A 17345-nucleotide genomic window follows, 5' to 3' on the forward strand; every position below is an offset into this window, starting at 1 on the left:
AATAGTCAAGTTAACATTATTACACTCATTAAAAATTTGGGATTGAAAAATCCCCATAAACTTATTTTACGAGGAGGTACTATGAAGGGAATTTTAGCATTTATATTTATATTTGGTGTGATTGTGGTTGTCCATGAATTTGGTCATTTCTACTTCGCCAAGAAAGCGGGTATCCTTGTGAGGGAATTTGCGATTGGGATGGGTCCCAAAATTTTCGCTCATACGGGTAAGGATGGGACACTTTACACCATCCGTATTCTTCCTCTAGGTGGCTATGTTCGAATGGCTGGATGGGGTGAAGATAAGACAGAGATTAAGACAGGTAGTCCTGCCAGCCTCAGTTTAAATGAAGCTGGTGTTGTGACGCGGATTAATTTGTCTGGTAAGCAACTGGATAGTCTCAGTTTGCCAATGAATGTAACCAGTTTTGACTTTGAAGAAAAATTAGAAATCACAGGCTTGGTCTTGGAAGAAAGCAAGACCTATAAGGTTGATCATGATGCCACGATTGTAGAGGAGGATGGAACAGAAGTTCGGATTGCTCCACTTGATGTTCAGTATCAAAATGCGACAGTCTGGGGTCGGTTGATGACCAACTTTGCGGGTCCCATGAATAACTTTATTTTAGGGATTCTAGTATTTATTATTTTGTTCTTCATGCAAGGCGGGGTTGCCAACCCATCAAGCAATGCAGTAAGTATTACTGAAGGTGGTGCTTTGCAGGCTGCGGGTGTTGTCACAGGGGACAAGATTCTTTCGGTCAATGGGAACACGACAGATAGCTACACAGAAGTTGCAACGATTATTAGCAAAGCAGCGACAGATGCAACAACAGCCCCAAGCTTTGATTTGGTTGTTGAGCATGATGGGAAAAAACGTCATGTCTCCGTTACTGCTGAACAAGTAGATGGGGCCTATCGAATTGGTATCTCACCGATTTTGAAAACTGGTTTCGTTGATAAAATTGTCGGTGGTTTCCAAGAAGCGGGAGCGACAGCTCTTAGGGTTGTAACAGCTTTGAAGAATCTAATTGCAAACTTTGATGTTAAGCAGTTGGGGGGGCCGGTTGCTATTTACAAAGTAAGTTCTCAAGCGGCTGAATTTGGTTTGGTTTCTGTATTGGGGCTAATGGCTGCGCTCTCCATTAACCTTGGAATCTTCAATTTGATTCCAATTCCAGCCTTGGATGGTGGTAAGATTGTTATGAATATTCTGGAAGCCATTCGCAGAAAACCACTCAAACCAGAGACGGAATCTTATATCACTCTAGCAGGTGTAGCTGTTATGGTGGTTCTTATGATAGTAGTCACTTGGAATGATATTATAAGAGTCTTCTTCTAAGATAATTTGAAATTTACGAAAGGAATTGAATGCGTGCTAAACGCAGGATGTTCTGAAAACTAAGAAAAAGAAAGGAACAGAGAGTTTCAGATTTGAACTCGAGCGTCAGCGAGGGTTTTGATAAGCGACTTCTGTGATTTCTAATCAAGTTAAACTACGAAAGGAATTGAATGCGTGCTAAATGCAGGATGTTCTGAAAACTAAGAAAAAGAAAGGAACAGAGAGTTTTCATATTTGAACTCGAGCGTCAGCGAGGGTTTTGATAAGCGACTTCTGTGATTCCTAATCAAGTTAAACTACGAAAGGAATTGAATGCGTGCTAAACGCAGGATGTTCTGAAAACTACGAAAGGAATTGAACACGGGCTGAAACCTGTGTCTTCCTGTCAAACAAATGATGAAAGGAACTGAATGCGTGCTAAAAACTTTACGAAAAAGATAAACCTGCCTAGTGCCAACGGCACTGCGTTAGGTTTCCTATTTTCGTTTCGTTTTCTTAACGCACTTATATCTTAATATGAAACAGTCTAAAATGATTATCCCTACTTTGCGGGAGATGCCTTCGGATGCGTCGGTGATTAGCCACGCTTTGATGTTGCGTGCGGGTTATGTCCGTCAGATTTCTGCTGGTATTTACAGCTACTTGCCATTGGCTAACCGTGTGATTGAAAAAGCAAAAAATATCATGCGTGAGGAGTTTGACAAGATTGATGCCATTGAATTTTTGGCACCTGCTCTCTTGTCAGCGGACATTTGGCGTGAGTCAGGTCGTTACGAAACATATGGAGACGACCTCTACAAGCTCAAAAACCGCGAGGGTTCTGACTTTATCTTGGGTCCAACCCACGAAGAAACCGTGACTCTTTTGGCGCGTGATGCGGTCCAGTCTTACAAACAGTTGCCGCTCAACATCTACCAAATCCAGCCAAAATATCGTGATGAAAAACGCCCTCGTAACGGTCTTCTCCGTGGTCGTGAGTTCATCATGAAAGACGGTTACAGCTTCCATGCTAGTTATGAGAGCTTGGACCAGACCTATGATGACTACAAGGCGGCTTACGAGGCAATCTTCACTCGTGCAGGCTTGGAGTTCAAAGCTATCATCGGTGACGGTGGTGCCATGGGTGGTAAGGATAGCCAGGAGTTTATGGCTATTACTCCAGACCGTACTGACCTGGACCGTTGGGTTGTCTTGGACAAGTCGGTTGCTTCTTTTGAAGAAATCCCAGAGGATGTTCTTGAAGCGATCAAGGCAGAACTCTTGGCTTGGTCTGTGTCTGGTGAGGACACTATTGCTTACTCAAGCGAATCAGGCTACGCTGCCAACCTAGAAATGGCAACTAGCGAATACAAACCAAGTACAGCAGTTGTCGTCGAAGAAGACTTGGTTAAAGTAGCGACACCAGATGCCAAAACCATTGACGAAGTGGCTGCCTTCTTGAATGTCGCGGAAGAGCAAACTATCAAAACCATGCTCTTTATGGCAGACGGTGAGCCAGTTGTTGCCCTCCTCGTCGGCAATGATCAAGTGAATGATGTCAAGTTAAAAAACCACCTTGGAGCAGATTTCTTTGATGTAGCAGGCCCAGCGGATGCGGAAAAAATCTTCGGTGCAGGTTTTGGTTCCCTTGGACCAGTCGGCTTGCCAGAAAACATCAAGATTATTGCAGACCGCAAGGTTCAAGATGTGAAAAATGCTGTTGTCGGTGCCAACGAAGACGGTTTCCACTACACAGGTGCCAATGCAGGGCGTGATTTCCAAGTGACTGAGTATGTGGATATTCGCGAAGTCAAGGAAGGCGAACCTTCTCCAGATGGACACGGTGTTCTCAACTTTGCCCGCGGTATCGAGATTGGTCACATTTTCAAGCTCGGTACACGTTACTCAGACAGCATGAATGCCAACATCTTGGATGAGAATGGTCGTTCTATGCCGATTATCATGGGATGCTACGGAATCGGTGTTAGCCGCCTCTTGTCAGCCGTTCTTGAGCAACACGCTCGCCTCTTTGTTAACAAGACACCAAAAGGCGAATACCGTTACGCTTGGGGGATCAACTTCCCTAAAGAATTGGCACCGTTTGATGTGCATTTGATTCCAGTTAATGTCAAAGATGAAGCGGTAATGGAATTGACTCAGTCTATCGAAGCAAGTTTGGTTGGTGCAGGCTATGAAGTATTAACTGACGACCGTAATGAGCGTGTCGGCGTTAAGTTTTCTGATAGTGACTTGATTGGCTTGCCAATCCGTGTGACTGTCGGTAAGAAAGCAGCTGATGGCATTGTCGAAGTGAAAATCAAGGGCACAGGTGATACTGTGGAAGTTCATGTGGACCAACTCCTTGAAACCCTTCAAATCCTTACAAAAGAAAATGAATAATCAGAAAAAGACTTGGTTGATGATAGCCAGTCTTTGTTGATAAAATAGGCTTGGTTCTAGTCACCCAAGCCTATTTTTTTATAACATATTTAGTAGGAGGTTATAGAGGATAGCTCCTGCGACTCCTCCAAGAATTGGGCCAGCAACTGGGATCCAGCTATAAGACCAGTCAGAATCTCCCTTGTTTGGAATTGGAAGGATGGCATGCATGATACGAGGACCAAGGTCACGAGCAGGATTGACTGCGTAGCCTGTTGTAGATCCTAGTGAGAAGCCGATTGCAAATACGATAAGTCCCACGATGATTGGGCCGAGACCAGAGCTGACATTGTTAGGGCCGATTGCAAGGATTCCCATGACTAAGACAGCTGTGCCAAGAGCCTCGCCGAGCAAGTTTGAAGCTGTGTGACGAAGAGCTGGTCCAGTAGAGAAGGCAGCAAGGATTGTTCCGCTATCTTTTGTTTCCTGCCAATGTGGGTAGAAATGGAGATAGAGGACGATGGATGCCAACATTGCTCCAGCAAATTGGGCAAGTAGGAAGCCTGGGACTTGAGCCCATGGTAGGAAGCCTGGGACTTGAGCCCATGGTAGGGAGCCGATAGATGCCATTGCGATAGTGACAGCTGGATTCAGGTGGGCAGGTCCAAAAATTCCTGATACGTAGACGGCAATTGTTACAGCGATGCCCCATCCTAGTACGATGGTCAGCCAGCCGCTATTTTCAGCCTTGGTTTTAGAGAGGATGCAGGATGCAACCACACCGTTTCCAAGTAATACTAGTATGAAAGTTCCAAGTAATTCTCCAATCAGATTCATAATGACCTCCTATTTATTGATTGTCAGTTCTTTTAATTGTTCAAGAATAGTCTCCAAGTCAGCTCCAGCCTGTAAGAGAGCTGCGGCAGTGTAGCAACCTTCGACGACTGGTACGGTTTGGATAAGAATTTGTTTGTCTGTAAAATCGGCAGCAAGTTCCATGTTCATTCGGGCGCTACCTAGATCGAAAAAGGCAAGGAGGGTATCAGCAGGGTTTGCTTCAACTCGCTCTTGTACGATTTCAAAGCTAGTACCGATGCTACCATCTTCTAATCCGCCACAGTAGGTAATGGGAATATCTTTGGCGACTTCAGATACTAGGTCGATGATTCCCTGGGCCAAATTTTTTGAATGGGATACGAGTAAGATACCAACCTTTGTCATAGTCCTGCCTCCAACATAGCTTCAAAGAGAAGTCCAGATGAGAAAGAGCCTGGATCAATGTGTCCAATAGACCTTTCTCCAACATAGGACGCGCGTCCCTTGGTTGCAGCAATATTCTTTGTTCCTTGAACGGCTTTATGGATAATTTCTGTTGTCAGCTGGCTTTCTCTTAGGGCAGAAATAACAGGAATCCAAACGTCTACCATGGTTTTCTCGCCTAATTCAGCCTTGCCGCGTTTTTGGATCATGTCCAAACCTGCTTGAAGCATATCAGCTAAATCCGAGCCGGCTTGACTGGCTTTAGTAATCCCCATAAAGGCAGAGCCGTAGAGAGGACCGGAAGCACCGCCAACCTTGCTGAGAAGTTGCATGGCAACCACCTTAAAGACTTGGTCCGCAGTCTCATAGTCTTTTTCAGATAGCTCCTGCATGACGGCAGCCATTCCTCGCGCCATGTTGCCCCCGTGATCTCCATCTCCGATAGGAGAGTCAAGCTCACTCAAATAATCTTTGTTTTCTTGAATTTTCTTGTTGAATGTCTCCATCCAGAGTAATGCTTGTTTTGCATCCATAGTTTTTCTCCTACCAAGCTACCACTTCAACAGGTGCCTGCAAAGCGTCAATCCAGATTGGGTCTTCTAATTTGATTAAGGTCAATGATAGTCCAGCCATATCAATCGATGTCATGTAGTTACCGATTTTCTTGTAGTCAACGACAACACCTTTTTTAGCCAGCAATTGAGCAACGTCGTTGGCAAAGACATATTGTTCCATGAGAGGGGTAGCGCCGAGACCGTTGATAAGGACACCATAGTGTTCGCCATCTTGTATATCAAAGCCTTCAGCCAATTTCTCAACCAATTCTTCAGCCAATTTAGCAGATGGTTGGAGTTTTTCTTTCTTATAGCCAGGTTCGCCGTGGATACCGACACCGTATTCAAATTCATCTTCTTCAAGGACGAAGCCTGGTTTGCCCACTTCTGGTACAGTAGCGCCTGATAGGGCTAAGCCGATAGTCTTGATTTGTGGGACGAGACGGTCAGCCAGTTCCTTGATTTCTGCTAGGGATTTGCCAGTTGTTGCAGCGTGACCGAGAATCTTGTGGACAAGGATGGTACCTGCTACCCCACGACGGCCTTGGGTATAGAGGCTATTTTCCACAGCGATGTCATCGTCCACAACGACACTGGCTACTTCGATGCCCTCCATTTCCGCCAATTCTTGCGCCATCTCAAAGTTCATGATGTCGCCAGAGTAGTTTTTGATGACCATAAAGACGCCAGCTCCCTCGTCAGCAGCCTTGATGGCTTCCAAGATTTGGTCTGGTGTTGGTGAGGTAAATACTGCGCCACATACAGCGGCAGACAACATGCCCTTGCCGACAAAACCTGCATGAGAAGGTTCGTGACCAGAGCCACCTCCTGAGATAATGCCGACTTTACCAGATTTTTCGGCCTTGCGGATAATCACATCAAATCCATCGATTCGATCGACAAGATCTTGGTGCATAAAGACAAGTCCTTTTAACATTTCATCAACGACATGTTCGGGTTGATTGATAATTTTTTTCATGAGAAAACTCCTTTGTTTTTTGTTTGCGCTTTCATTTTACATTGTCCGAAAGAAAAAAGGAAGGGACAGATTGTCCAAAGTGTCCCTTTTGTTCCAAAGAAAAGCATGATAGGGTATAATAAAGAGGAAGCGAAAGGAAGTGACATATGCCAACCTCGTTGATTACAAAGAAAAGGATTGCAAAGGCTTTTAAAAAACAGCTATCCCAAAAATCCTTTGATAAAATCTCAGTTGTCGACATCATGCAGGAAGCAGGGATTCGTCGTCAAACCTTTTACAACCATTTTTTAGACAAGTATGAGTTACTGGACTGGATATTTGAAACAGAATTGCAGGAGCAAGTAACTGACAATCTGACCTATATTAGTGGAATCAAGCTTCTGGATGAGCTTTTGTACTACATCGAGAGTAACCAATCTTTCTACAGGCAACTCTTTGAGATTAAGGGGCAAAATGATTTTGTCAGCTATTTAGAAGGCTACTTTATGGTTTTGATGGAGAAAATTATCAACGAATACCTGCTTCAGGAGGGGAAAATGATTTCCCAACAGGATAAGCATTTTTTGATTCTCTATCATGTTAATGCTTGGATTGGACTGATAAAGGAAGGACTGACGCAGTCGCCTTGTCAAATTCACAGTTATTGGAAGCAAATGGTGGCTCTGGTTCGCGAGTCATTTTTGATTTTGTAGGAGTTAATATATGGTGTTTATTAGAAATAGACAGGCAACAATTATTGAAGATTATTTGGATGGTTTCTGTCGAACCAATCCTAAAGTGAAGAAAGTGAAGGGGCTTCCGATTGTTCTGCAAAGAAGACAAAATGGGGAACAGATTCCGATTGTTTCTGGCGGTGGTTCTGGTCATGAACCAGCCCATGTTGGCTTCGTCGGTAAAGGAATGCTGACTGCAGCAGTTTATGGAGAGATTTTTACTCCACCAACTGCTGAAGAAGTCTTGGCAGCCATTCGTGCAGTAGATAAGGGCAAGGGAGTTTTTCTGATTGTAAAAAACTTTGAGGCAGACCTTGTCTCTTTTAGAAAAGCCATCGAATTGGCTCGGCAGGAGGGAATTGCAGTCAAGTACATCGTATCCCATGACGATATTTCGGTTGATACTAAGAATAATTTCCGTATGCGGCATAGGGGGCTTGCAGGGACTATTCTACTTCATAAGATATTAGGAGCTGCTGCCCTTACTGGCTATAGCCTGGATGAATTGGAACAGCTGGGACTGTCTCTGGCAACAGAGATTGCGACCATCGGTTTTGCAACCAAGTCGGCCTATTTGCCCAATGCTGCCCTGCCTTTGTTTGATTTGGAGGAGGGACAGATATCTTACGGCATCGGTATCCATGGAGAAGAAGGCTATCGGACCGTTCGTTTTGAATCCTCTGAGCAGTTAGCCAACGAAATTGTGAACAAATTAAAATTAAAATTCCGCTGGAAGGAGGGGGAAGACTATATTCTTTTGGTCAATAATCTTGGATCTATGTCCGAGGTTGAGCAAGGAATCTTTTTGAACGACATTTGCCAATTTCTAGAACTAGAAGGTCTGAAGCTTTCCTATATAAAAACAGGTAAGTTTATGACTAGTCTAGATATGGGAGGAATTTCTGTCACCCTCTGTCGTGTCAAGGATCAAAAATGGCTGGACTTTTTAGAAGCACCGACAGAAGCTGCGGCTTGGTAACTGGATAAGTGAGATGTTATCAATCTCACTTATTTATTATTGAATTTGCAAACTCGAAGTGTTATAATAAGGATGGAACGGAAAACGTTTTCTAATCGTGTATAAATTCGTTAAAATGATTCAATGACTCTCAGGAATAGAAGTGGAGGGGATGTCCGATGTACGACGAAACTAAGCTATAGTATCCATTTTGTGGGGACTGTGAAAGGAGTAATATCATGAAAGTACTTAGAAAATTGATTGTTGTGTTGTCAGCGTGTGCAGTTCTCTTTACTAGTTTTGCATCCAGTTATGTCCCAGTTGTATATGCAGGCGGGGCAATAACAGATTATGTTTCGTCTCGTGAAGTACCTATTGAAAAGGGAGGGATTGTTCCTTTGGATAGAGGAGTTTGTGGAGATTTTGCAAATGTTCCGCGGCTTCATAACCGTTACTGTAATCGGCCGACCCCTCCTGGTAGGAATTTAACTGCTAGAGAAAGAAATTGTGTGATTGCATTCCTAGGTGGTGCATTTGGTATTTTAACTTGGTCTAATCCTATCACATGGAAGCAAGTTGTTTCTACATTTGGACCAGCTCTGTTAACCTGTGTACTCGGGTAGACAAAGGAGGGAGCTATGAACGTTTCATTTAACAAAGCCTTCTACAAATCTCCATCATTTTATCTGTTTATTTTTAGTTCGATTCTGTTTTTAAAACAGGGGTTATTTCAGCGTTCAATGGTTATTGCTATACTAGCTGTCGGTTTATTGGTATTCCAATTATTTCTAGCACTGACGGAACCGGTGTTAGATAGAGCGAGGGATAAGTGGCTTACTTTAGTGTTTTTACTGCTTTCCTTGTGTCTGTTGTTGCAGGGGTGTAGCTTTTCTAAACAGGCTGTAGCAACTCCTTCCCTTGATACCTCATCACGTACAGAGGATACTGCTCGAGCTATGGAAGAATCCGCCATAAAACAATACCATAGTATTGTCTCGCAGTATACTCCTTTGACTATTGAAGAGTTAGTGAATGACAGTTTTCCCAGAGATAGTTTGTTGTTTCTAGGGAAAGCCTCCTGTCCATACTGTAGAGATTTTTTACCCCTTTTTCAAGAAACTATGCAGAAGTTAGATGTAGTACAAACAGTTTATTACTATAATGTAGAGGGGATGACTGAAGAGGATAAAAAACAAGTGTTGACCAAATTTCCGATTGTGGGAGTACCAGCCCTCATTTATCTCAAGGAAGATGGGACTTACAATTTGTTAGATGAGACAGAAACATCGTTGTCCGATTGGCTTTATTCCCTGCCAAAAGAAGAATGATATATATTGTAGTGACTTGAATTAGGAAAGGGACAATTTTAAGTTATAGTGTTAATAACCCACTCCTAAAATAACTTTAGAGTTCTCAAATTGACAAACTTAGATATGTCCTGTTTCTAATTCACTCGACTATAATGTCCTGCCTTTTCTTAGAGAGAAGGTGGGATATTTATTTTCTGCCTCCCTCAAGAAAAATTCTTCCATTTATGGTAAAATGTTTCTAACGAACTACAAAGGAAATAAGTATGTCAGATAAGTTTCAACTCTTGCTACAACAAATCGGGATGCCTCTTGATACACGACAATCAGGGGCTTTTTCGACTGCAACGATTGAGAAAGTAGTCTTGCACAAGGTCAGCAAACTTTGGGAATTTACCTTCCGTTTTGAAACCCCCTTGCCGCTCATGGACTATCAACTCTTCAAGGCTCGTTTGGCGACAGAGTTTGAAAAGGTGGGCAATAAGATTCAATTTTCTATTGTCAGCGATGCGGAAAGTTTTGAAGCGGGCTTAGTAGAGGCCTATTATCCAGAGGCTTTTACAGAAGATTTGTGCCAGAGTGCAGGTTTTAAGGCTCTGTTTCAATCTTTGGAGGTTGTTTATCGGGAGAATACTCTGTGGATAAAGGGGCCTGAAACTATTGATACCGTTCATTTTCGGAAGAATCACCTGCCAAATCTTGTGGAACAATACAAGCGATTTGGTTTTGGCAATCTTGCGGTGGATATTGAAGTTTGTCAAGAGATGACGCAGCAGCAGGCTGCAGCTTTCCATGCGCAGAATGAGGAAATTTACCAGCAGGCTAATGAAGAAAACCTGGCGGCCCTTGAACAACTGGCTCAAATGGCTCCACCACCAGAGGCAGCTCAGCCATTTGTCCCAGAATATAAGAAAAATCGTCCTGCCAAGGTCAATATAGAAAAAGCTGAAATTACGCCTATGATTGAGGTGGATAGCGAGGAGAATCGGATTGTCTTTGAGGGACTGGTCTTTGAGGTCGAGCAGAAGACGACCAAGACGGGGCGGGTCATTATCAACTTTAAGATGACCGACTATACTTCGTCCTTCACCTTGCAGAAGTGGGCTAAGAATGAGGAAGAGGCCCAGAAATTTGACATGGTCAAAAAGGGCAACTGGCTGCGGGTGCGTGGAAATGTGGAAACCAATAATTTCACTCGTGATTTGACTATGAATGTCCAGGAGGTCCAGGAGGTCAAGAAGGAAATCCGTAAGGACCTTATGCCTGAAGGGGAGAAGCGGGTCGAGTTTCATGCCCATACCAACATGTCCACCATGGATGCCCTACCTGCTGTTGAGGACTTGGTGGCACGTGCTGCGGCTTGGGGACACAAGGCGGTGGCCATTACCGACCACGGCAATGTTCAATCCTTCCCCCATGGCTACCATGCTGCTCGTAAGGCTGGTATTAAGCCCCTCTTTGGTATGGAAGCCAATATCGTTGAGGACTCGGTTCCGATTGTATACAATGAAGCGGATATGGTCTTATCTGATGCCACCTATGTGGTCTTTGACGTGGAAACGACCGGTCTTTCGGCGGTCAACAACTCTCTGATTCAGATTGCGGCGTCTAAGATGCACAAGGGCAATATCATTGCGGAATTTGATGAATTTATCGATCCAGGTCATCCTCTGAGTCAGTTTACGACCGAGTTGACGGGGATTACAGATGAGCATGTGCGTGGTTCTAAACCTCTGGAACAAGTCCTGCGTGAATTTCAAGATTTCTGTCAGGATTCCATCATGGTTGCCCACAACGCGACCTTTGACGTTGGTTTCATGAATGTCAACTACGAGCGAGCTGGCTTGCCGATCATTACCCAACCGGTCATCGATACGCTAGAATTTGCACGTAATCTTTATCCAGACTACAAGCGGCATGGTCTAGCGGCCTTGACCAAGCGATTTGGTGTTGCGTTGGAGCACCACCACATGGCCAACTACGATGCGGAGGCCACTGGTCGCCTGCTCTTTATCTTCCTAAAAGAAGCCTTGGAGAAACACAATCTGACCAATCTCAACCAGCTCAATACAGAATTGGTGGCGGAGGATTCTTATAAGAAGGCCCGTGTCAAACACGCTACGCTCTATGTGGTCAATCAGGTTGGTTTGAAAAATATCTTCAAGCTGGTTTCCCTGTCCAATACCAAGTATTTTGAGGGGGTTCCACGGATTCCCAGAACGGTTCTGGATGCCCACCGAGAAGGCTTGATACTAGGAACAGCCTGCCAGGAGGGCGAGGTTTTTGATGACCTGCTTTCTAAGGGCATGGATGATGCGGTTAAGACCGCGGGCTATTATGATTTTATCGAAGTTATGCCTCCAGCTCTCTATGCGCCTATGATTGCCAAGGAGCAGTTCAAGGACATGGCTGAGATTGAAGAGACGATCAAGCAGTTGATTGAGGTGGGGCGCAGGGCAGGTCTGCCAGTTCTGGCGACAGGAAATGTCCACTATATTGACCCAGAAGAAGAGATATATCGGGAAATCATTGTCCGTGCTCTAGGTCAAGGGGCACCGATTAACTGGACCATTGGTAATGGTGAGAATGCTCAACCAGCTCCTCTGCCTAAGGCTCACTTTAGAACGACCAGTGAGATGTTGGACGAGTTTGCTTTCTTGGGAGAAAGTCTGGCGCGTGAGATTGTCATTACCAATCCCAATGCCATGGTCGATCGGTTTGAAGATGTCCAGGTAGTCAAGACCGACCTCTACACGCCTTATATTGAGAAGGCCGAGGAGACGGTTGCGGAATTGACCTATCAGAAAGCCTTTGAAATTTATGGCAATCCTCTTCCAGATATTATTGACCTGCGGATTGAAAAGGAACTGACTTCCATTTTGGGTAATGGTTTCGCCGTGATTTACCTAGCATCGCAGATGTTGGTGCAACGGTCAAATGAACGAGGCTATCTGGTTGGTTCACGGGGGTCTGTTGGTTCCAGTTTCGTTGCGACCATGATTGGGATTACCGAAGTAAACCCTATGCCTCCTCACTATGTCTGCCCAAATTGTCAATACAGTGAATTTATCACAGATGGTTCCTACGGTTCAGGTTTTGACTTGCCAGATAAGGACTGTGAAGAATGTGGGACTAAGTATAAAAAAGATGGTCAGGACATTCCCTTCGAGACCTTCCTTGGTTTCGATGGAGACAAGGTTCCCGATATTGACTTGAACTTCTCAGGGGATGATCAACCCTCTGCCCATTTGGATGTTCGGGATATTTTCGGTGAAGAAAATGCCTTCCGTGCAGGAACGGTTGGTACGGTGGCGGCTAAGACTGCCTATGGTTTTGTAAGGGGGTATGAGCGGGATTATGGCAAATTCTACCGTGATGTAGAAGTAGAACGTTTGGCTGCTGGTGCGGCCGGGGTCAAACGGACGACTGGTCAGCACCCAGGGGGAATTATCGTATTCCCTGACTACATGGATGTCTATGACTTTACGCCTGTCCAATATCCTGCCGATGATGTGACGGCCAACTGGCAGACTACCCACTTTAACTTCCACGATATTGATGAAAACGTCTTGAAGCTCGATGTCCTGGGACACGATGATCCGACCATGGTTCGCAAGCTGCAGGACTTGTCTGGCATAGATCCGCAGACCATTCCTGCTGATGACAAGGGAGTGATGGCCCTTTTCTCTGGCACGGAAATTCTGGGAGTTACCCCAGAACAGATTGGGACGCCGACAGGTATGTTGGGCATTCCTGAATTTGGAACCAACTTTGTACGGGGGATGGTGGAGGAAACCAAACCGACCACCTTTGCGGAACTCTTGCAGCTGTCTGGTCTATCCCATGGTACAGACGTATGGTTGGGCAATGCCCAGGACTTGATTAAGGCAGGAATTGCCGATCTATCCACGGTTATCGGTTGTCGGGATGACATCATGGTTTATCTTATGCACGCAGGTTTGCCACCCAAGATGGCTTTTAACATCATGGAGCGGGTGCGGAAGGGCTTGTGGCTCAAGATTTCCGAGGAAGAGCGAAATGGCTACATCCAAGCCATGAAGGATAACAAGGTGCCAGACTGGTACATCGAATCCTGTGGAAAAATCAAGTACATGTTCCCTAAAGCCCACGCGGCAGCTTATGTTATGATGGCTTTACGGGTAGCCTACTTCAAGGTTCACCACCCAATCTACTATTATTGTGCTTATTTCTCTATTCGTGCCAAGGCCTTTGATTTGGCAACCATGTCCGGTGGCTTGGAACGAGTCAAGGCCAAGATGGAAGAAATTGCCCTCAAGAAGAAAAACAATGAAGCCTCAAACGTGGAGCAGGATCTCTATACCACACTTGAATTGGTCAATGAAATGCTGGAACGTGGTTTCAAGTTCGGAAAGTTGGACCTCTATAAGTCCCATGCGACCGATTTCTTGATTGAAGGCGACACCCTCATCCCGCCATTCGTTGCCATGGATGGTCTGGGAGAGAACGTTGCTAAGCAGCTTGTATCGGCGCGTGCTGAAGGAGAATTTCTCTCCAAGACAGAACTCCGTAAGCGGGGCGGTCTATCCAGCACCCTTGTCGAAAAAATGGATGAGATGGGTATTCTGGGCAAACTGCCAGAGGACAACCAACTCAGTCTATTTGATGATTTGTTTTAAACTTGTTCACTGTTTCTTTTGGAAGCAGTGAATTTTTTTAAAAAAATGAAGTCAAACCTCTTGACTAATGTTTTTGATAGGTATATAATCTCTACATAGTGATAAAAACTACTAGGTAGTAACAAATAGAAAAAAAGAGGAAACTATATGTCAAACTTTGCAAAACTTCAAGAAACTCGCCGTACAATCTACGCACTTGGTAAAGACTTGCCAGTATCAAATGAAGAAGTAGTCGCACTTGTTGAGAAAGCTATGAAAGAGTCACCTTCTGCTTTCAACTCACAATCAAGCCGCGCAGTAGTACTTTTCGGTGCGGAGTCAGAAGCTTTCTGGAACGAAATTGCCTACAGCGAATTAGAAAAAGTAACGCATGCAGAAGCTTTTGAAGGCACAAAAGGTCGTTTGGCTAGCTTTGCAGCAGGTGCAGGTACGATCTTGTTCTTCGAAGACCAAGATGTGGTCAAAGGCTTGCAAGAAAGCTCCCCACTTTACGCTGAAAACTTCCCAATCTGGTCTGAACAAGCTCATGGTATCAACTTGTACGCAGTATGGTTGGCCTTTGCTGAGAAAAATATCGGTATGAACGTACAACACTACAACCCATTGGTTGATGCACAAGTTGCTGAAAAATACGGTATCCCAGCTAACTGGAAACTCCGTGCCCAAGCACCATTCGGAAGCATTGTAGCTCCAGCAGCAGACAAAGACTACATGGCGGATTCTGACCGTGTAAAGGTTTTTGGTAACTAGTAAAGTTTACAGTTTGCTTTATTACGTCGTTAACTCGCTTTGCCGTACTCCAGTACTGTCTGCAGCTCGTTGCCTAGTACTAAATGCAAACTGCAAACTTTACTCTACGATGGGATCAGACGTTGTTGACTTGATGTGATGAACTTAAGTTCTATCTACATCTGCGTCGCCTAGTCTGACTTCAATTTTCATTGAGTATACATACTTACAGTTTGCTTTATTACGTCGGCAGATGAGGAAACTTCGTTTCCTTATTTCCAACTTCAAACAATCCACTGGATTATTTGGACTCGCTTTGGCGTACTTTACGAGCGTTACTTACTATCGTAAGTAAGATTTACAACCTTCAACAGTCACTACCCTGACTGTTGAGGCAGCCTGCGGCTGTTGACACGAACTCTGTTCGTTTTATCTCCCACCTCTAACTATCTCCCAGATAGTTTTGTAGCGAACTTAGTTCGCCCTATCTCCAACCTCAAACTGTCTCCCAGACAGTTTGAGCTAGTACTAAATGCAAACTGAAAACTTTACTCTGCGAAAATTGGAAATATCCGTTGTCAGTCTGTCCAGGTGAGTGTAAGACTGTCGGATAGATTCTGAGACTTCCTGTATCAGCAGGAAGTTTTTTTGTCAGTCTAGCTTCAAAATATGATACAATAATAGGGTATTTCAAAGTACAAAGGAGAAAATCATGGTATTACCAAATTTTAAAGAAAATCTCGCTAAATATGCCAAACTCTTGGTTTCAACAGGTATCAATGTGCAACCTGGTCACACTGTTCAATTGACTATCGGTGTAGAACAGGCTGAGTTGGCTCGTTTGATTGTCAAAGAAGCTTACGCCCACGGTGCTAAGGAAGTCTTGGTCAACTGGTTGGACGACGTGATTGCGCGTGAGCGTTTGGTCAATGTCGATGTGGAACTCTTGGAACAAGTTCATCCACAACGCATCACTGAAATGAACTACCTTTTGGAGCGTAAGGCTAGCCGTTTGGTTGTTTTGTCAGAAGATCCAGGTGCTTACGATGGCGTTGATCCAGAGAAATTGTCTCGCAACGCTCGTGCACTCAGCCAGGCTTTGAACCCAATGCGGCAAGCATCCCAAGCTAACAAAATCAGCTGGACACTCGGTGCAGCCTCTGGTTTGGAATGGGCTAAAAAAGTCTTCCCAAATGCAGCGTCTGACGAAGAGGCAGTGGACCTCCTTTGGGACCAAATCTTCAAGACTTGCCGTATCTACGAGGAAGATCCAATCAAGGCTTGGGAAGAGCACGAAGCACGCTTGGTGGCTAAGGCTAAGGTGCTTAACGATGAGCAGTTTGTCAAATTGCACTACATAGCACCAGGAACTGACCTCGTTCTTGGTATGCCGAAGAATCACTTGTGGGAAGCGGCTGGTTCGGTTAATGCCCAAGGTGAACACTTTATTGCCAACATGCCAACAGAAGAGGTCTTCACAGCACCTGACTACCGTGTGGCAGACGGCTATGTAACGTCAACAAAACCACTCAGCTACAATGGTAACATCATCGAAGGCATCAAAGTAACCTTCAAAGACGGTGAAATCGTAGACGTGACGGCTGAAAAAGGCGATGAAGTCATGAAGAAATTAGTCTTTGATAACGCTGGTGCACGTGGTCTCGGTGAGGTTGCCCTTGTGCCAGACAAGAGCCCAATCTCTCAATCAGGTGTGACTTTCTTCAACACCCTCTTTGATGAAAATGCGTCAAACCACTTGGCGATTGGGCAAGCCTATGCCTTCTCTATCGAAGGTGGTACGGAAATGAGCCAAGAAGAGCTCAAAGAAGCTGGTCTCAACCGCTCAGATGTTCACGTGGACTTCATGATTGGTTCTAACAAGATGAACATTGACGGTATCCGTGAAGACGGTACTCGTGTGCCCATCTTCCGTGACGGTGAGTGGGCTATCTAATGATATGTGTATAAGACTGGGCGACCAGTCTTATTTTGTAAATAAGGAGGAAAACAAGATGTTAACAAGTATTATCGCAGGTGCCATTATTGGCTTGATTGCCGGAGCCTTGACCTCATCAGATGACCGTCGTGGTTGTCTTGGAAATATCATCCTTGGACTTGCTGGTTCGTGGATTGGACAGTTGCTCTTTGGTGATTGGGGACCACAATTTGCTGGTATGGCCCTGGTACCGTCAGTCTTTGGAGCAGTATTGCTAGTGGCCATTTTTAGCAGTTCCAGACGGAATTAAAATGAACTGTGAAACCAAACTTGGATGAGGTTTGGTTTTATTTGTGGAGGAACTTGCGTTAATTGCTCTATTGTTCGGATTTTTCAGAAAATTTCCATTTTTCTGTTGACAAGTGAAAAAAAGTGGGTTATCATAGAAAACAAGTAAAACACAGAGAGGAAAAAGTCAAATGAAACCTGTCACTACAAAATTCTTTGCTTTGTTGTTGCGACGGTTGGGCTAGTGCACTAGGTAGCATTAGT

Annotated in this window: 14 protein-coding genes; 10 read left to right on the forward strand and 4 right to left on the reverse strand. The window is 44.6% G+C overall.

Annotated elements, in window-relative coordinates; all coding sequences use genetic code 11:
• Window positions 1-81 precede the first annotated feature (81 nt).
• Both rseP and P7J36_RS03645 read left to right on the forward strand, forming a co-directional pair.
• Window positions 82-1341 carry an RIP metalloprotease RseP gene (gene rseP / locus P7J36_RS03640; RefSeq protein WP_044752059.1) on the forward strand — a complete coding sequence of 420 codons (1260 nt, stop codon included), beginning with the start codon at window positions 82-84 and terminating at the stop codon, window positions 1339-1341.
• 516 nt (window positions 1342-1857) lie between these two features.
• Window positions 1858-3720 carry a proline--tRNA ligase gene (locus P7J36_RS03645; RefSeq protein WP_408551230.1) on the forward strand — a complete coding sequence of 621 codons (1863 nt, stop codon included), beginning with the start codon at window positions 1858-1860 and terminating at the stop codon, window positions 3718-3720.
• Between the two features lie 78 nt (window positions 3721-3798).
• Here P7J36_RS03645 and P7J36_RS03650 read toward each other — a convergent pair whose 3' ends face one another.
• The 4 genes from P7J36_RS03650 to dhaK are packed head-to-tail and all read right to left on the reverse strand — an operon-like array spanning window position 3799 to window position 6492.
• Window positions 3799-4536 carry an MIP/aquaporin family protein gene (locus P7J36_RS03650; protein ID WP_408551231.1) on the reverse strand — a complete coding sequence of 246 codons (738 nt, stop codon included), beginning with the start codon at window positions 4534-4536 and terminating at the stop codon, window positions 3799-3801.
• A 9-nt stretch (window positions 4537-4545) separates the two neighbouring features.
• The gene (dhaM, locus tag P7J36_RS03655; protein WP_002938758.1) at window positions 4546-4920 is read right to left on the reverse strand and encodes a dihydroxyacetone kinase phosphoryl donor subunit DhaM; all 375 of its coding nucleotides are present in this window, start codon (window positions 4918-4920) and stop codon (window positions 4546-4548) included.
• Window positions 4917-5492, reverse strand: coding sequence for a dihydroxyacetone kinase subunit DhaL (gene dhaL / locus P7J36_RS03660; protein ID WP_408551233.1), 576 nt, complete (start codon window positions 5490-5492; stop codon window positions 4917-4919). The genes dhaM and dhaL overlap by 4 nt, the downstream gene beginning before the upstream one ends.
• Before the next feature lie 10 nt (window positions 5493-5502).
• Window positions 5503-6492, reverse strand: coding sequence for a dihydroxyacetone kinase subunit DhaK (gene dhaK, locus P7J36_RS03665; protein ID WP_408551234.1), 990 nt, complete (start codon window positions 6490-6492; stop codon window positions 5503-5505).
• A gap of 146 nt (window positions 6493-6638) precedes the next feature.
• On the opposite strand from dhaK, the gene dhaS reads away from it, so the two are divergent.
• The 8 genes from dhaS to P7J36_RS03705 all read left to right on the forward strand — a co-directional run bounded on the left by dhaS (window position 6639) and on the right by P7J36_RS03705 (window position 17103).
• Window positions 6639-7184 (forward strand): dihydroxyacetone kinase transcriptional activator DhaS, encoded by a 546-nt coding sequence (dhaS, locus tag P7J36_RS03670; RefSeq protein ID WP_408551235.1) that lies wholly within the window; start codon window positions 6639-6641, stop codon window positions 7182-7184.
• Window positions 7185-7194: 10 nt separating this feature from the next.
• Complete coding sequence (gene dhaQ / locus P7J36_RS03675) at window positions 7195-8184, forward strand: DhaKLM operon coactivator DhaQ (protein ID WP_395314955.1); 990 nt, start codon at window positions 7195-7197, stop codon at window positions 8182-8184.
• A gap of 218 nt (window positions 8185-8402) precedes the next feature.
• Complete coding sequence (locus P7J36_RS03680) at window positions 8403-8786, forward strand: hypothetical protein (RefSeq protein WP_024377344.1); 384 nt, start codon at window positions 8403-8405, stop codon at window positions 8784-8786.
• Between the two features lie 15 nt (window positions 8787-8801).
• Window positions 8802-9491: a DUF6568 family protein gene (locus tag P7J36_RS03685; protein WP_024377345.1), complete on the forward strand. Its 690-nt coding sequence runs from the start codon at window positions 8802-8804 to the stop codon at window positions 9489-9491.
• 245 nt (window positions 9492-9736) lie between these two features.
• Window positions 9737-14128, forward strand: a complete 4392-nt coding sequence (locus P7J36_RS03690; RefSeq protein WP_408551237.1) for a PolC-type DNA polymerase III — start codon at window positions 9737-9739, stop codon at window positions 14126-14128.
• Window positions 14129-14275: 147 nt separating this feature from the next.
• On the forward strand, window positions 14276-14878 hold the full coding sequence (locus tag P7J36_RS03695; protein WP_408551238.1) for a nitroreductase family protein: 603 nt from the start codon (window positions 14276-14278) through the stop codon (window positions 14876-14878).
• A 691-nt stretch (window positions 14879-15569) separates the two neighbouring features.
• Window positions 15570-16811 (forward strand): aminopeptidase, encoded by a 1242-nt coding sequence (locus P7J36_RS03700; RefSeq protein WP_002942088.1) that lies wholly within the window; start codon window positions 15570-15572, stop codon window positions 16809-16811.
• A 58-nt stretch (window positions 16812-16869) separates the two neighbouring features.
• The gene (locus P7J36_RS03705) at window positions 16870-17103 is read left to right on the forward strand and encodes a GlsB/YeaQ/YmgE family stress response membrane protein (protein ID WP_002938398.1); all 234 of its coding nucleotides are present in this window, start codon (window positions 16870-16872) and stop codon (window positions 17101-17103) included.
• Window positions 17104-17345: the final 242 nt, after the last annotated feature.

Origin of the sequence: Streptococcus suis, assembly GCF_046032115.1 — a bacterium.
GTDB classification, from domain to species: Bacteria; Bacillota; Bacilli; order Lactobacillales; family Streptococcaceae; genus Streptococcus; species Streptococcus suis_AJ.